Genomic DNA, 14,681 nt, shown 5'->3' with positions numbered 1-14,681 from the left:
GGGATGAGGGGGGCGTCTGCTTCAGGCTTCGCGGGCGCGAGCGCCAGGAGCAGGGCGTCCGTGTGCCCATCCAGCGCGTCCGCGTGCGTGGCGAGGAACGTCTCGCAGACCTCGCAGGGCGAGGCCAGGTGCTCACGGAACCAGGCGACCGCGGCGGGGTCTCGCGCGGTGAGCTCGGCCATCGCGGTGGCATCCAGGTGTCGCATGCCTATTCCCACCGTCCGGCGAGCACCCGCTGGAGGAGCTCGCGCTTGATGCGCCCACGGAACCGCTCCAGCCGCATGGTGACCGTGCTCTTGCCCACGCCGAGCTTCTCGGCGATCTCCCGCGCGGAGAGCTGACCTTCGATGTAGAAGAGCTGCACGGTCTTCTTCTCCTCGCCTTCGGGCAGCTCCGCGATGAGCTGCCGCACCACTTCGATGTCCCGCTCCACCTGGAGCATGGGTGGCAGGGCCGGCACCGTCTCCGGTGTCGGGTCCACCAGTTCCTCCTCCATCCGCTGGAGCAGCGTCCGGCGCTCCAGCCGCGTGCGCGCCCGGTTGCGCGCGATGGTCAGCAACCACGGGGTGAAGGCTCCCGCTGACTTCAGCTGGGCCAACCCCCGGAACGCCCGCACATAGGATTCTTGGAGGACGTCCTCCGCCTCGTCGGGATCCAATGTGCCAAAACCCGCCACCAGACGGGCCACCAGGGGGCGGGTGCGCCGGTACAGCTCGCTGAAGGCGGACGACTCCCCCTGCGTCGCGCGCCGAACCGCGTCCGTGACGTCGTCCGTCTCACCCACCTGCGAGAAAGACCTCCCTTTGGGCGAATCGGCCACGGGGCCGGATTCTTCCACTGCCTTTCGCAGGCTACACTGCGGGCCTTCATCTTCCAGCGGAGGCGTGACGGATGAGGCGCGAATGGGTGATGGCGCTGGCCGCGGTGGGGTGGCTGTTGTCGGCCTGTGGGCCCGCGGATCGCCCTCCGGAGCAGGCCGCCCCGGTGGAGGAGCCCGCCGGGGAGCAGCCCGGGACGGCGGAGCATGCGCTCACGCCGTGCCTGAGCCAGTGCTACTCGACCTGCGTGGGCAACACCCCGGAGGTCGTCGCGTGCCGGCAGGAGTGCCGGGACGCGTGCGCCGGCGCTTGAGGCCGGCGGTCAGGCCGCGAGCTTCGCCTTCAGCGTGATGTTCGCGCCGGCGAGCGCCTTGGACACGGGGCAGCCCTTCTTGGTGTCCTCGGCGATCTTCTGGAACTGGGCGTCGTTGGCGCCGGGGACGGTGGCCTCGCAGGTCAGCTCGATGGTGGTGATGGCGAAGCCGTCAGCCTGCTTGTCCAGGTGCACGTCCGCGTTCGTCTGGATGCGCGTGGGCTTCAGGCCCGCCTTCTCCAGCCCCACCGACAGGGCCATGGAGAAGCACCCGGAGAGCGCCGCGCCAATCATCTCCTCGGGGTTGCTGCCCTGCTGGCCCTCGAAGCGGGTGCCCACGGAGAACGGCACGTCCGTGGCGTGGCCGGGCTTCATCGTCCCCGTGCCGTCCTTGAACCCGCCGTTCCACTGCGCACTGCCCTTGCTGATGCCCATGGCGTTCGTCTCCCCTTCACGTGGCGCGGCACCCTTGCCGCGTCCGGTGCGTGCGGAGGGTAGGGCGCTCGCACGGGCGCGGCGGCACCGCGTGCGGGGTTCTGCCGGGGAGTGGACGCTTGGCGCCGTCAAGGACGCATGGCGGACGAAAGAGAGTCATTGCCAGCACCCGGGCAGGAAAGAAACAGCGGGGCGCGAAGACAGACGCCGGTGTTGCGCGGGCTATCGCTTTCTGCGGGACTTCGGGTGCGAGGCATTTCCGCCTCCGCCACCTGGAGCCTCCCGCATGCGAAACATGATCCGCGCCTTGGTTTTGACGACCTTCTCCGTGGGCCTCCTCTCCGCCTGTGGTCCGGCGTCCGAGCAGGAAACGGCGCCCGTCGACGAGACCGCGCAGGTGGAGCAGGGCATCGGCAAGACGCCCAGCTGTGCCGTGGGCCAGTACGTGGCGGACCGGTACGTCTGGTCCTCGACCTGCGCCGCGTGCCGCGAGGTGGGCGGCGACGGCAGCTGGCCGGCGGGCGCCTACGGCCGCGCCGGCACGCTCTACCAGACGTGCTGCGGCGACAACGGCTGCGGCAGCTGGCAGGTCATCCGGCCGGTCTGCACCAGCTGCTAGGCATTGCTTCTCAGCGCGGGCGCGCGCCGCTCAAGAAGTGAACACGGCCCTCACGCAGCCATCCTTCTTCTGTTTGAAGAACTCGTAGCCCCTGGGCGCGTCCTCCAGGGAGAAGTGGTGCGTGGCGAGGAACGATGGATCCAGCTCGCCCTTCACCACGTGGTCCAGCAGCCGGTGCATGTACTTCTGCCCGTGCTGCTGCGCGGTGCGCAGCGTGAGGCCCTTGTTCATGATGGCGCCGAAGGGGAACTTGTCCATCAAGCCATACACGCCCAGCACGGACAGCGTGCCGCCCTTGCGGCAGGCGAGGATGGCCTCGCGCAGGGCCTGCCCCCGGTCCGAGTGCAGGTGCAGGGCCTGCTTCGCCCGGTCATACGCGTAGCCCGGCCCGGTGCCGTGGGCCTCCATGCCCACCGCGTCGATGCACGCATCCGGACCGCGGCCTCCGGTCATCTCCCGGAGCACGTCCACCACGCTCTCCACCTGGCTGTAGTCCACGGTCTCCGCGCCGGTGAACCGCTCCGCCATGGCCAGGCGCTCCGGGAACCGGTCCACGGCGATGACGCGCCCGGCGCCCATCAGCCAGGCGCTGCGCATGGCCATCAGGCCCACGCCGCCCGCGCCCCACACGGCGATGGTGTCTCCCGGCTGGATGCCGCAGAAGTCCGCGCCCATGTAGCCCGTGGGGGCCGCGTCGGAGAGGAAGATGACCTTCTCGTCGCGCAGGCCCGGGGGCACGAGGAAGCAGTCGTTGTCCGCGTGGGGCACCCGGACGAACTGCGCGTGCGCGCCCGCGTAGCCTCCGAAGGCATGCGTGTAGCCGTAGATGCCGGCCGTGGGGTAGCCGAACGCCACCTGCTGGTATTCAGGCTTCGGGTTGGTGTTGTCACACAGCGACCAGAGCTCGTGGTCGCAGTACCAGCAGTTGCCGCAGACGATGAAGGAGGGCACGACGACGCGGTCCCCCTTCTTCACCTTCTTCACGTCGCGCCCCACCTCCACGACCTCGCCCATGAACTCGTGGCCGATGATGTCGCCCGCCTTCATCGTCGGGAGGTAGCCGTCGATGAAGTGCAGGTCGGAGCCGCAGGTGGTGGACATGGTGACGCGGAGGATGGCGTCGTGCGGGTTGACGATCTCCGGATCCGGGACGGTCTCCACCCGCAGGTCGTTCACGCCGTTCCAGCAAAGGGCTCGCATGGCTTCGTCCTCCTCCAGGGTCAGTCCGCGCGCACGCGAGCGGAAGGGTTGTGGTCCAGCGTGGGAATCTCCCCGGTCTCCGCCAGGCTCTTGAACCGGCGCAGCACCTTCATGGCCCGCATGGCCGGGATGGCGCGCATCCGCTTCGCCAGCGCCTCCACGACCACTCCTCCCGGAGGTGACAGGGCCAGGTGCAGCGTCACCTCCGTGCCGAAGTCCGCCGGGGCGGGACGGAAGCGCACCCAGCCTTGCGTCTTCACCGCGCTGTCCTTCGTGGACTCCCAGAGGATGAGCTCCGGCGGGTGGTCCTCCACCACGCGCGAGTCGAAGCTCAGCGTGCGTCCCAGCGGCTCCTGGATCTCCCAATGCGTTGCACCGTCGGCCGTGGTCGTGACCTGCGCGAAGTCCACCATCAGGAGGTTCAGCGTGGAGGGCTCACGCCACAGGCGATAGAGCACCTCCGCCGGACGACGCACGGTGAGGGTGTGCTCCACCTCCACGGCGTGCCCGTGGCGTGTCTCCCTGCCCGCCGCCGGGCGGTGTGCCTTCCGGCCTTGCAGGCCCCGGTAGAGCAGGGCGCCGCTGGCCAGGGCCACCACCGTGCCCCCGAGGGAGCGGCGTCTCAGGCCCAGGGACATGAGCGTGCCAGCGACCACGGCCGAAGCGGCCTTGCTCCATTGCCCTGAGCGAACCTCTCCCCAGGACTCCTCTCCCCGGGAGCGGATTTCCCGCAGGGCCGTCGTCGTTCGTGAACTCGCCATGGTTCCTCCTGGCCTGGCGTCAGGCACTCCCGCGAACCTTGGGCCCGGAGCGCGCGGGGACAACCGCGCCTGGCGCCGGGGCGGAGGGGCCGCCGGTCCGGCGGCCTTCAGCAGAGGGGCGGAGCGGCCGGCGTGCGGTGTCAGACATTCGTCGTGCCCGGCGCGGGCCGGGGTGTCTCCCAGCCGTCCGTTGGCGTGAATGGCTTCACCCCGGGGCACCCGGACCCGCTTAGGTCCTGACGCCTTCCCCCAAAGCCCAGGAGCCACACGATGGAATCGGATGACAACAGCAACGCGCCTTCACGCCGTCAGATTGTCGGGGGACTGGCGACGGGCATCGCCGCCGTGTTCGCCACGACGCCCGCCGCGGCGGCTCCGGACGCGGGGACGGCGGCCGTGCCCGCGCAGCCGTTGCAGAACCCGGTGGGGCTGTATCCGAAGCCGCCGTTCGACAAGCAGTCGCAGCCGTGGCCGGGGCTCGCGAGCAAGATGAACCCCCGGCCGGACCACGGGGAGAAGAGCTACAGGGGCTCCGGGCGGCTCGCGGGCCGCAAGGCGCTCATCACCGGCGGGGACTCTGGCATTGGCCGCGCGGCCGCCATCGCCTACGCGCGCGAGGGCGCGGACGTGGCCATCAACTACCTGCCGGCGGAGGAGCCGGACGCGCAGGAGGTGGTGGCGCTCATCAAGGCGGAGGGGCGCAAGGCGGTGGCGCTGCCCGGGGACATCCGGACGGAGGCGGTCTGCAAGAAGCTGGTCGCGGACGCGGTGGCGAAGCTGGGCGGGCTGGACATCCTGGTCAACAACGCCGCGAAGCAGGCGACGCAGGACTCCATCCTGGACATCACCAGCGAGCAGTTCGACTGGACGGTGAAGACGAACCTCTACGCGATGTTCTGGATCACCAAGGCGGCTGTGCCGCACCTCAAGCCGGGGTCGGCCATCATCAACACCACGTCGGTGAACGCGTACGACCCGTCGGAGAACCTGCTGGACTACGCGATGACCAAGGGCGGCATCATGATCTTCACCAAGGCCCTGGCGAAGCAGCTGGCGAAGCAGGGCATCCGGGTGAACGGCGTCGCGCCGGGTCCGTTCTGGACGCCGCTGCAGGTGAGCGGAGGCCAGACGCAGGAGAACCTGGTCAAGTTCGGGGAGAACACGCCCATGGGACGCCCCGGCCAGCCCGCGGAGCTCGCGTCCGTGTACGTGGAGCTCGCCAGCGCCCAGGCCAGCTACACCACCGGGCAGATCTACGGCGCGTCCGGCGGACGCGGCAATCCCTAGCGGCCGCCGATTTCAGGGAAGCGCTCGTAGGCTCCCTTGAGCGCTTCCAGATGGGCGGGGTCGTCCAGGTCGAGTGGGGTCTCGGTGAGCTGCACGAGCCACCCGCCCGTCGCCGTGCGCCGCGCACGTGAGAGCAATCCGGTGTCGCGAGCAGGATCCGGGAACCCGATGGCCCGTGCGGAGGCCTCCGACCAGTAGTTCAGCCACCCGAGGTAATAGGGGATCTCGGGCGAGCGGATGTGCTGGAACAGCTTCAGGGCGGGCAGCCCCCGGCGCGGGGAGGGTGGTCCTTCCAGTGTGGGGGCTGTCTGATACGCGATGTCCACTGCGGCGTCGTCTGGCGTCGCACGCCCCCAGAACGCGCGTGCGCCCTCGGCGACGGCTTCAAGCACATCCGCCGCTGCCCTGAGGACGGCAGCGTCCTCTGGTAGCTTTGCATGGATTTGCAATTGCGGCTGACCGCCAGCGCTTGCGCTTGCAAAGCGCCGCATCCCGGAGAGGGTTACGGGATAGCTCTCGTCGCCGTTGCATAGCAACGGGAGCTTTCCGCGTGTTGCTGCCTCGGTGAGCCACGCCTCACGGTTCGGTAAGTGGATGGGGCGCCCTTCTTTGTTGATCTCCCACTCCAGGCGCAAGCCGGGCAATGCCAGTTCCATGCCACGGACGACAGCGAGTGGACGGCCGTCGCGCCCTTCGAGTGAGGGGGCGTAGACGGTCAATTGGAGGCGCTTTCGAACGGTCATCGCTGGCACCTCGTGACAACGACCTTGAGGCCGGGATCTTGTTGAATCAGCGCTGCCTTGTGGGCGGCACTGCTCACCCCAACGATGAAGTCATACCCGCATGCTGCGGCGATGTTGCGATCCTCCTGGAACTCTTCCACCTGCTCCTCGATCACTCGATCCCTCAGGAAGTCACTGTACGTGTCGAATTGATATGTCTTGATTTCCCACAGCACACGCGCGCCGACTTGTAGCGCATCAAAGCGCTTTCCGTTCACGAGGACGTCGTGACCGGGATAGCGGTTGGGCGGGAATTTGTCGGCGCATTCGTTGTGCCAGCGATCCTCGCCCGCGTGAGGCACTGGAACCGGCTCGCAGCTGGCGTGGCGCGTCCGGTCCACGGGCACAGGAGGCACAGGAGGCTTCAAGCCCTTCCCCGCTGGCTCCGGTTCCAGCTCGGGCTTGCGCTTCGTTACAGCTTCCCGGGGCGTCGCCTTTAATGGCGACGGCGAGCGCCACCACGCCCAGGGCGATCACGGCTCCCAGGGCGATCTCAGGCGCTGCCAGCACGCAGAACCCAAGCCCGATGGCAGCGGCATCCGCGGAGGCGACCGTGCATCTTCCCGTCGTGTCGTGGAACTCGACCCGGTCCTGGTCCAGGTCCCGGTAGCACCGCTCCACCAGGACGGGCCACGGCTGGGACGCTTCGCGGACGACGCACCGCCCACCATCCCTCCAGGGCAGCGCCGCCGCTCGCTGGAGATTGGAAATCCTCCGGCCCCGAGCCGCGGGCGCCTTCGCGATGGGCTCCGTCGCGGCACAGGCTGAAATGAAAAGCAGGAGCGTGATGCACGCGCGAAAACGCATGGCCACGGTCTTCCTAACGTCCCACGAAGTCCAGCAGCACAGCGTAGTGCGTGGCGGCCGCGGCGACGACCATGACGTGGAACACCTCGTGGTAGCCGAAGACGTGCGGGATGGGGTCCGGCCAGCGGCGCGCGTACACCACCGCGCCCACCGCGTAGAGCACCGCCCCGAAGAAGAGCCAGCCCACGCGGTCCTGGCCCATCACCCCGGGCAGGTTCCAGAACACCGGGGCCGCCACGCAGCCCAGCGCCACGTAGAGCCCCGAGCGCAGCCCTCGCGACGCGGAGATGCCCGCGAGGGTCAGCGTGGCGCCCGTCAGCGCCGCGCCCCACATCACCCAGAGCAGCCGCTGGCTCAGGCCTCCCATGGGGTCCAACGTCGCCAGCGGCGTGAAGCTCCCCGCGATGAGGATGAAGATGGCCGCGTGGTCGAACCGGCGGATCCGGTGGTACGTCGCCTGGCTCCAGGTGGGCCAGTGATAGCCCCCGCTCACGCCGAACATCAGCACCAGGCTGCCGCCAAACACCAGGTTCGCCGCGTACTGCATGCCCTGCACCGGCAGCTGCGCCAGCCGCACACAGCCCACCAGCGCCGCCACGAACGCGATGACGTGGGACAGGCCGCGCAACCGGGGCTTCACACTCTCTTCCATGCCGGTGCTCGTACTTCCGGCACGTCACGGCTTCGTCAGCGTCCGCGCGCGTCCGTGCTCCGGACGTCACGCGGTCGACGCATGCCGCCGGACGAGTGTCGCCCGGATGTCAGCGCGCGGCTCCGGACGGCACCCGGCACGCGGCGTGGCCCAGGATGACGTCCCCGTCCACGGTGCTCGTCGGCGTGGGCGTCCAGCGCGGCGCGCTGCTCAACGGACAGCCCGGAATGGTCGGTCAGGGGCACCATGGCCCCTGGAGTGTAGCCGGGCCGGGGCCCGGGCTTCACGCGACCGCGGGCTTCTGCTGGTCGTCCAGGGTGCCGGAGCGCAGCGCCTTGCCCGCCGCGCTCGACATGACCTCCGCCAGCGTCTGCACGGACTGGGTGACGGTGCGCGTCTCCTCCACCGCCTGGAGCGTGCGCTGCATCTGGCCGGACAGCTCCTGGATGGCCTGGGCAATCTGATGCGTGCCCGAGTCCTGCTGGGCCACGGCCTGGGTGATCTGCCGGACGCTGCCGGACGTGTCTCCGATGATGGCCGCCAGCTTCTGCAGCTGCGCGCCGGAGTTGCGGACCGCGTCCAGGCTCACCTGCACGCGCCCCTCGCCCTGCTCGCTCATCTGCGCGGCCTCGCGCATGCTCATGCTCACGCCGTCGAGCACGTCGCGGATGCGCTCGGTGGCGCGGATGGACTGGTCCGCCAGCCGGCGCATCTCCTTGGCCACCACGCCAAAGCCCTTGCCGCTGTCGCCGTTGCGCACCGCCTCGATGGCCGCGTTGATGGCCAGCATGTTGGACTGGTCCGCCAGCGTCTTCACGTCGTCGACGATGCTGGACACCTCGCGGGTGCGCTCGTCCAGCGCGAGGATGCGCGAGGCCATCCCGGACACCTCCGCGCGGATGGCGGCCAGGTCCGTCAGCGTGCGCTCCAGCGCGGCGCCACCCTCGCGGCCCACCGCCTCCGCGCTCTCCGCGGACGCCGCCAGCACGCGCGCCTTGTCCGCCGTCAGGTGCGAGCCCTGGCGGATCTCCTCCACCGTCGCCTCCAGCTCGCGCAGCGCGGCGGCCTGGCGGCTGATGCCCACCGTCTGCTCCTCGCTGGAGGTGTGCAGCTGCTGCACGACGGCGGCGAGCTCGTCCGCGCCCCGGCCCATGCCTTCCGCCAGGAGGCGCACGTCCTTGCGGCGCGCGTCCAGCTGGTGCGTGTACTCCGCCAGCGCGCGCACCACCTCCGCGGAGCGGCGCGCCACGATGGCCACCAGCGACACGGCGACCGCGAAGAAGCCCCAGTGCATCTGGCTGTCGGCGGTCTCCATCATCCCCACGACCGGCAGCGTGGCGAGGATGGACACGAAGGTGAGCCCGCCCAGGCCCGCGACGAAGATGCGCGCGTCCTTGTCCCCCTTCCACGCCTGGACCACGGCGACGCCCACGCAGACCAGCAGGCCGGGCAGCGAGTAGAGGGCGAAGGCGGGCAGGAGCCGCCACGCGGTGCTCAGGTCCGCGACCGCGATCACCGACTGGAGGAGCGCCAGGCCGGAGACGAAGATGGCGCCCCAGCGGAACCAGCGCAGCCGCTCCGTGCCAATGGTGTCGGAGACGAACAACGCCAGGCTGGGGACGATGGCGTACGAGCCGACCAGCGTGAGCACGCTGCCGATCACCGGCTGGTTCCAGAGCGCCGTGAAGAAGCCGCTGGAGCCGAGCAGCAGCGCGCCCGAGCCCGCCGAGAACACCGTCAGCGCGGCGAGCATCCGCCACTGGCGGCGCAGGAGGGCGGCGCCCAGCGCCACCACGCCAATGCCGACCAGGAGCGTGCCCATGACGAAGGGCGCCAGGCCCGCGCGCGTCACCTCCGCGAGCAGCTCATGGCGGGAGCCCACCTTCGCGTCGCGGGTGACGCCAATGGGGCCGTGGGCCTGGATGCGCAGGAGCACGGAGTGGCCCAGGGCCGAGGGCGGCACGGGCACCAGGTGCCAGGCCAGGTTCTCCATCGACTCGTTGCCACCGGGCGCCAGCGTCCCGGTGCCGTAGATGCGCTGGCCTCCGGCGTAGGCCTCGAAGACGTTGGTGACGTTGCCCAGGAAGAGGGCGGGCTCCAGCCACGGGCCCTGGGGCACGGGGATGCGCAGCCAGAGGAAGTCTTCCGTCGTGCGGCCCGGCGGCTCCTTGAGCGCGTCCACGGGCTGCCAGCCGGCCGCGTCCTCCGGCTCCGTCGCCCACGTGGGCACGCCGTCAGGCCCCAGCGGCGAGTCGCCCCAGCGGAAGCGCCATCCATCGAGTGCGTGCTTCGTCGTCGGCCGGACTGCCTCCGCGTGCGCGGCGGGCGCGAACGCGAGGAGCATCAGCAGCAGGGTTCCCACCGCCGCGAGCCGCGGGGCGAGGGGCTTCCGGGGGCCGCGGAAGTCAGAGAGCTGGGTCATGAAATCGAGTGCGAAGACACGGGAGCGACACATTCAGGACACATGCTCCAGCGCCAGGGGGGTCAAAGTAAAATGGGTCCCTGATGCCTCGCCCGCCGTGCCTCCAGCCTTCGCGTTTCACGCACGGTCCACGTCGTGCGTGAGCATGCCCGGACAGAATCGTAAAACATGGAATTGTTCTCAGGCTCGCCGTGAAGCCGGTTCTGTCTCCGGGCACTACCCTGGAGGTCCGTTGTTCCTCTGGGCGCGCCGGGCCGTGGATCCGCGAGTCGCGCGCGGCCTGAAGGGAGCCGGGCCAGCGAGGGCCCGGCATGGCGCCGCCCAGGACAATGCGCGGAGTGAAGAACCGGGCCTCCTTGGACCCTGGTCTCAGGCGTGCGTTCGGCACAGGGGCCGTCCGGGCCAGGCACGCAATGACAGTCAGGCCGGGACGGCCCTCCCGTGAGGGTGGGGCGTTTCGGGCCGGTGACCGTGCTCTCTCTCTTCGCGCGGCAGGGCGCGCCGGATGCTCAGTCCTCCCGTCCAGGGGAGAGCCGGCATGTCGAAGGTCCAGAGCGTCCTCACCGCGGCGCTGCCACTGCTTCTGCTGGGCGTGGCCGCGTACGTGCTGCACCGCGAGTTGTCACATTTCCGCGGCGAGGACGTGAGCGCGGGGCCTGCAACGGCGTCTGGACGCGGCCTGGGTGCTGACGCAGGTGCTGCTGGTGGCGGGCGCGGTGTTCTCCGTGGTGAAGGGCGTGGACTACGAGGAGGCCACGCTGCTGCTCGTCCTGGCCGCGGCGAAGCTGCCCTGAGGCCCCCGGGCCGGGGGGCGCGTCCGCTCCCGTCGTCACCTCTGTCTCGACGTCGGGATGCCCGGGTGCAGCCGGGCGATCAGCTCCTGCTGCTTCGCCGACAGCCTCCCGTTGAAGCGGGCCACATAGGACTCCACCAGTGGGCGCGCGCCGGTGAGGAAGGGCAGGTCGCTGGGCACCATGTGGCGGATGACGAGCATGGGCATGGGGCTCTTCAGCGGCCGGAAGTCCGGGTTCCACAGGCCGGGGTTCGCGGGCGGCGCGCCGTGGAACTGGCCCACCATCAACCCTTCCGCCACGAAGGCGGGCTTGAGCCGCTCCTGCGGGCCGTCGATGAGGCGCGCATAGTCCTCCGGCCGCAGGTCCGGGAAGAGGAGGAGGATGGACTTGTACTGCGCATCCCGCCCCTCGCGCGGCTCCAGCTGGAGGAACCAGTCACGGTAGCGGAGCACCGCCGCCTCGATGTCGCCGGGCGTGAACTCCATGCCGCGGCGGACGGTGGGGAAGAACAGCGACAGGTCCAGCGAGCGGGGCACGAAGGGACACACCAGGCCCGGCCGTCCCAGCTCCGGGTGCGGCGCGGAGAGGTACGAGCGGGCCCAGTGCACCGCCTGCCGGGCCACGTGCAGGTCCGTGCCGGGCGGGGCGTCCGCGTCGCCGGAGAGGTCGGACAGGTCGAACAGCCAGCAGGAGGGGTCGTCGGGGTGAACGCGCATGGCGGGGTCCTCGAAGGGGGCGGTGCCTAGGCGGCCTTCGACAGCTGGCGGTCGGCCTGTTGTTGCAGGGCGTCCTTGTCCAGGATGACGGGGTCGGGAATGGCGTCCGGCAGCGCGTCCTCCACGCGGCGCAGGGGCGCGTAGAGGAAGCCCAGGACCGTCAGCAGCAGCGACAGCACGCCGGTGAGCACCACCAGCAGCGCGATGCCGCGTCCCGGACCTTCCCCCAGCAGCGGCGCGAGCGCGGACGCAACGCGCTCCTCCGCGAGCAGCGGCGTGAAGACGCCATCCACCAGCCGGCCCGCGGCGAACGCGCCCAGCGGCATCAGCGAGCGCGCCAGCATCTGGTTCGCCGCCAGCACGCGGCCCTGCAGCTCCAGCCCGACCTTCACCTGCACCAATGACAGCCAGTGCGCGTTGATGAAGGCCGTGCACACGCCGATGCCCAGCATGCCCACCATGGGGAAGCCGAGCGCGGGCCTGAGGCCCATGCCCACCGCGGAGACACCGAACAGCGCGATGAAGCCAATCATGCCGTCCATGCGCCGGCGCGTCCCGCCCCAGAGGCTCATCACCAGGCTGCCCAGGAGCATGCCCGCGCCGTTCATGGCCATCACCGAGCCCAGCCGCGCCGCCGAGGAGAAGGACAGCACCAGCGGGGTCACCAGCACGTTGGCGACGCTGGCCAGGCAGTTGCCCAGCGCGAAGAACACCGCCAGCGCCAGCAGGCCCTGGCGCTTCTGGAGGTATCGCCAGCCCTGCGTCACCTCCTGGAGGAAAGGCTCCTCCTGCTTGCGGAAGAGGGCCGAGGGGAAGCGCACCGCCAGCAGCGTCACCAGCGCGACGGCGTAGGTGGCCACGTCCAGCAGCAGGATGCGGTGCAGCCCCAGCGCCAGCATCAGCGCGCCGCCCAGCATCTGCGACAGCATCACGCCCGTGGCGCCGCCCAGCTGCGCGAAGCCGTTCGCGTGGCCCAGGTAGCGCTTGGGCGCGAGCTGGGCCACGGCCGCCGTGTACGCGGGCTGCCGGAAGGCGCTCGTCACCGCGCTCACCACGGCCAGCGCATACAGGTGCCACATCTGGAGCGCTCCGGACCACGACAGCGCGGCGGCGACGGCGGCCGTGGCCAGCGTCAGCGCGTCGCAGGCGATCATGATCCTCCGCCGGTCCCACCGGTCCGCGAGCGCCCCCGCGATGGGCAGCGCGAGGATGCCGGGCAAGAGGCCCAGCGTGGACATCAGCGCGAAGCCGGACACCGCGCCCGTGTGCTGGTAGGCCCAGACGCCCAGCGCGAACGTGGACAGGCCCGTGCCCACCATGGACACGAGCTGTCCCCCCGTCACCGTGAGGAACGTGCCCAGGCCGGGCGCGGCCGTCCGCCCGGTGGCGGGGGCCTCGGGTCCAGACGCGGGCTCGACGGCGGCGCCCGTGGGGCCCTGCCTCCAGCGCGCGGCCTGCCGCTGGCCCAGCGAGGCCAGCTCCGCCGCCTGGTGCTTCTGGAAGAAGTGGCCCGCGTGGGGGATGACCTCCAGCGAGATGGACCGGCTGAAGCGGCCCCACTCCAGGAACTCCTCCTGGTGGAACTCCGTCGCGCGGTCGCGCTCGCCCACCACGCAGACCAGCGGGGTGCGCAGGGGCGGGCCCGTCTCGCCCCGGTAGGCGCGCGTGTAGAAGTCCTCCGCCTCGCGGCCGTCGTGGCGCATGTTGCGCGCCAGGAACTCCAGCTCCGCCGGGTCCTCGCCGCCCGAGGCGCCGCCCGTCACCAGCAGGCCGTCCACGATGGAGCGCGTGGACACCAGGCCGTCCGTGGGCAGCACCTTGCTGATGATGTCGAACAGCGCGCCCGGCAGCCGCGGCATCGGGAACGAGCCGCCCACCATGATGCCCAGCAGCGGGGCCCCGGCTTCCTCCAGGTGCCTCGCCACCGCCACGGCCATCGCCGCGCCCAGGCAGTGGCCGTACAGCAGGATGGGGCCCGTCACGCGCTGGAGGACCTCCTCCGCCACCTGGCGCGCGACGGTGTCGAAGGGCTGGAGCGCGTCATCCCGGCGGGCGTAGTCGTGCCCGGGCAGCTCCACGGCATGGAGCGCGTCCTTCGCGGCCATCCGCTCCGCGAGGTTGAGATAGGAGATGGCGCTGCCGCCGCCGAAGGGCACGCAGACCCAGGTGACGCCGTCTGGCTTCGCGTCTGCCTTCGTCAGCCGGTGGAGCAGCCCCTGCGTCCGCGCGGTGCCTCGCGACAGGTGCTCCGCCAGCCTGCGCACGGTGGGGAAGCGGAACAGGTCCATCACGCTCACGTCGCGGCCCATGCCGCGCACCGCGCGCACCGCCTTGAAGGACTCACCGCCCAGCTCGAAGAAGTTGTCGTCGATGCCCACCTCGCTCACGCCGAGCACGCCGGCCCAGACGCCAGCGATGTGGGCCTCCAATTCGTCGCGCGGCGCCACGTGGGGCCCGGCGGACGGCGTGCGCTCCACGCCAGGCGCGGGCAGGGCGAAGCGGTCCAGCTTGCCGTTGGGGTTGAGGGGCAGCGTGGGGATGACCACGAAGGCGCCCGGCACCATGTAGTCCGGCAGCGCTGCCCGCAGGCCCGTGCGCACGGCCGTGAGGACCGCGTCCGGCGCGGACGCCCCGGCTCCGGCGAGCACCAGATACGCCACCAGCCGCTTGTCTCCGGGGGTGTCCTCGCGCAGCAGCACCACCGCGTCCCGGACGCCCGCGTGGGCCTGGATGAGCGCTTCGATTTCGCCTGTCTCGATGCGGTAGCCACGGATCTTCACCTGGTGGTCGATGCGGCCCAGGAACGTCACCGTGCCGTCAGGCCCCAGGCGCGCCAGATCTCCCGTGCGGTACAGGCGGCCTCCTGGCGTGTCGCCGAAGGGGTCCGGGAGGAAGCGCTCGGCGGTGAGGGCCGGGCGTCCCAGGTAGCCTCGCGTGACGCCCGCGCCGCCGACGTACAGCTCGCCCGGGACGCCGGCGGGGACGGGCTGTCCCCTCGCGTCCAGCACGTACACGCGCGTGTTGCCCAGCGGCCTGCCCAGCGGCAGCGACGGGCCCCGGGGCTCGGGCGGTGAG

At 70.8% G+C, this 14,681-nt stretch carries 13 protein-coding genes and 1 pseudogene; 3 read left to right on the top strand and 11 right to left on the bottom strand.

Going from position 1 to position 14,681, the window contains the following annotated elements; all coding sequences use genetic code 11:
• Together D7X55_RS22260 and D7X55_RS22255 are read right to left on the bottom strand one after the other, a co-directional pair.
• Positions 1–206 (bottom strand): annotated as a pseudogene (locus tag D7X55_RS22260) (hypothetical protein); the annotation flags it as partial.
• Between the two features lie 2 nt (positions 207–208).
• Positions 209–784 carry an RNA polymerase sigma factor gene (locus tag D7X55_RS22255; RefSeq protein ID WP_121724123.1) on the bottom strand — a complete coding sequence of 192 codons (576 nt, stop codon included), beginning with the start codon at positions 782–784 and terminating at the stop codon, positions 209–211.
• A gap of 107 nt (positions 785–891) precedes the next feature.
• On the opposite strand from D7X55_RS22255, the gene D7X55_RS22250 reads away from it, so the two are divergent.
• Positions 892–1,131 carry a hypothetical protein gene (locus D7X55_RS22250; protein WP_121724122.1) on the top strand — a complete coding sequence of 80 codons (240 nt, stop codon included), beginning with the start codon at positions 892–894 and terminating at the stop codon, positions 1,129–1,131.
• 9 nt (positions 1,132–1,140) lie between these two features.
• Here the strand turns inward: D7X55_RS22250 and D7X55_RS22245 are convergent, their stop codons facing one another.
• The gene (locus D7X55_RS22245) at positions 1,141–1,566 is read right to left on the bottom strand and encodes an OsmC family peroxiredoxin (protein WP_121724121.1); all 426 of its coding nucleotides are present in this window, start codon (positions 1,564–1,566) and stop codon (positions 1,141–1,143) included.
• Between the two features lie 286 nt (positions 1,567–1,852).
• On the opposite strand from D7X55_RS22245, the gene D7X55_RS22240 reads away from it, so the two are divergent.
• The gene (locus tag D7X55_RS22240; RefSeq protein ID WP_147442900.1) at positions 1,853–2,185 is read left to right on the top strand and encodes a hypothetical protein; all 333 of its coding nucleotides are present in this window, start codon (positions 1,853–1,855) and stop codon (positions 2,183–2,185) included.
• 30 nt (positions 2,186–2,215) lie between these two features.
• Here the strand turns inward: D7X55_RS22240 and D7X55_RS22235 are convergent, their stop codons facing one another.
• Both D7X55_RS22235 and D7X55_RS22230 read right to left on the bottom strand, forming a co-directional pair.
• The gene (locus tag D7X55_RS22235; protein ID WP_120551380.1) at positions 2,216–3,385 is read right to left on the bottom strand and encodes a zinc-dependent alcohol dehydrogenase; all 1,170 of its coding nucleotides are present in this window, start codon (positions 3,383–3,385) and stop codon (positions 2,216–2,218) included.
• Between the two features lie 20 nt (positions 3,386–3,405).
• The gene (locus D7X55_RS22230) at positions 3,406–4,146 is read right to left on the bottom strand and encodes an SRPBCC family protein (RefSeq protein ID WP_147442901.1); all 741 of its coding nucleotides are present in this window, start codon (positions 4,144–4,146) and stop codon (positions 3,406–3,408) included.
• A gap of 270 nt (positions 4,147–4,416) precedes the next feature.
• Here D7X55_RS22230 and D7X55_RS22225 point away from each other — a divergent pair, with 270 nt between their 5' ends.
• Positions 4,417–5,433: an SDR family oxidoreductase gene (locus D7X55_RS22225; RefSeq protein WP_120551382.1), complete on the top strand. Its 1,017-nt coding sequence runs from the start codon at positions 4,417–4,419 to the stop codon at positions 5,431–5,433.
• Here D7X55_RS22225 and D7X55_RS22220 read toward each other — a convergent pair.
• From D7X55_RS22220 to D7X55_RS22195, 6 genes are all read right to left on the bottom strand, one after another.
• Entirely contained in the window at positions 5,430–6,176 is a 747-nt protein-coding gene (locus tag D7X55_RS22220) for a DUF5953 family protein (protein WP_121724119.1), read from the bottom strand. The two genes, D7X55_RS22225 and D7X55_RS22220, sit on opposite strands and share 4 nt — an antisense overlap.
• Positions 6,173–6,583: a DUF6310 domain-containing protein gene (locus D7X55_RS45655; protein WP_306437739.1), complete on the bottom strand. Its 411-nt coding sequence runs from the start codon at positions 6,581–6,583 to the stop codon at positions 6,173–6,175. Before D7X55_RS45655 ends, D7X55_RS22220 begins: the two co-directional genes overlap by 4 nt.
• Before the next feature lie 452 nt (positions 6,584–7,035).
• A complete protein-coding gene (locus D7X55_RS22210; RefSeq protein WP_121724118.1) occupies positions 7,036–7,674 on the bottom strand; it encodes a hemolysin III family protein in 639 nt (212 codons plus the stop codon).
• A 283-nt stretch (positions 7,675–7,957) separates the two neighbouring features.
• Entirely contained in the window at positions 7,958–10,096 is a 2,139-nt protein-coding gene (locus D7X55_RS22205; protein ID WP_233609994.1) for a methyl-accepting chemotaxis protein, read from the bottom strand.
• An 829-nt stretch (positions 10,097–10,925) separates the two neighbouring features.
• Positions 10,926–11,606: a DUF6875 domain-containing protein gene (locus tag D7X55_RS22200; protein ID WP_121724116.1), complete on the bottom strand. Its 681-nt coding sequence runs from the start codon at positions 11,604–11,606 to the stop codon at positions 10,926–10,928.
• A gap of 26 nt (positions 11,607–11,632) precedes the next feature.
• Positions 11,633–14,681, bottom strand: a 3,049-nt coding sequence (locus D7X55_RS22195; protein WP_121724115.1) for an MFS transporter, incomplete at its 5' end; no start/stop codon positions are given.

It is taken from the genome of Corallococcus sp. AB049A, from assembly GCF_003668885.1.
Classification (GTDB): domain Bacteria; phylum Myxococcota; class Myxococcia; order Myxococcales; family Myxococcaceae; genus Corallococcus; species Corallococcus interemptor.
Note: the sequence above shows the minus strand (reverse complement) of the source record. Positions and strands in the feature narration are given on the sequence as shown.

Bases quoted from the DNA above. Each gene is read 5' to 3' on its own strand.
- D7X55_RS22250 (WP_121724122.1), top strand. From the start codon at position 892: ATGAGGCGCGAATGGGTGATGGCGCTGGCCGCGGTGGGGTGGCTGTTG.
- D7X55_RS22245 (WP_121724121.1), bottom strand. From the start codon at position 1,566: ATGGGCATCAGCAAGGGCAGTGCGCAGTGGAACGGCGGGTTCAAGGAC.
- D7X55_RS22240 (WP_147442900.1), top strand. From the start codon at position 1,853: ATGCGAAACATGATCCGCGCCTTGGTTTTGACGACCTTCTCCGTGGGC.
- D7X55_RS22235 (WP_120551380.1), bottom strand. From the start codon at position 3,385: ATGCGAGCCCTTTGCTGGAACGGCGTGAACGACCTGCGGGTGGAGACC.
- D7X55_RS22230 (WP_147442901.1), bottom strand. From the start codon at position 4,146: ATGGCGAGTTCACGAACGACGACGGCCCTGCGGGAAATCCGCTCCCGG.
- D7X55_RS22225 (WP_120551382.1), top strand. From the start codon at position 4,417: ATGGAATCGGATGACAACAGCAACGCGCCTTCACGCCGTCAGATTGTC.
- D7X55_RS22220 (WP_121724119.1), bottom strand. From the start codon at position 6,176: ATGACCGTTCGAAAGCGCCTCCAATTGACCGTCTACGCCCCCTCACTC.
- D7X55_RS22210 (WP_121724118.1), bottom strand. From the start codon at position 7,674: ATGGAAGAGAGTGTGAAGCCCCGGTTGCGCGGCCTGTCCCACGTCATC.
- D7X55_RS22205 (WP_233609994.1), bottom strand. From the start codon at position 10,096: ATGACCCAGCTCTCTGACTTCCGCGGCCCCCGGAAGCCCCTCGCCCCG.
- D7X55_RS22200 (WP_121724116.1), bottom strand. From the start codon at position 11,606: ATGCGCGTTCACCCCGACGACCCCTCCTGCTGGCTGTTCGACCTGTCC.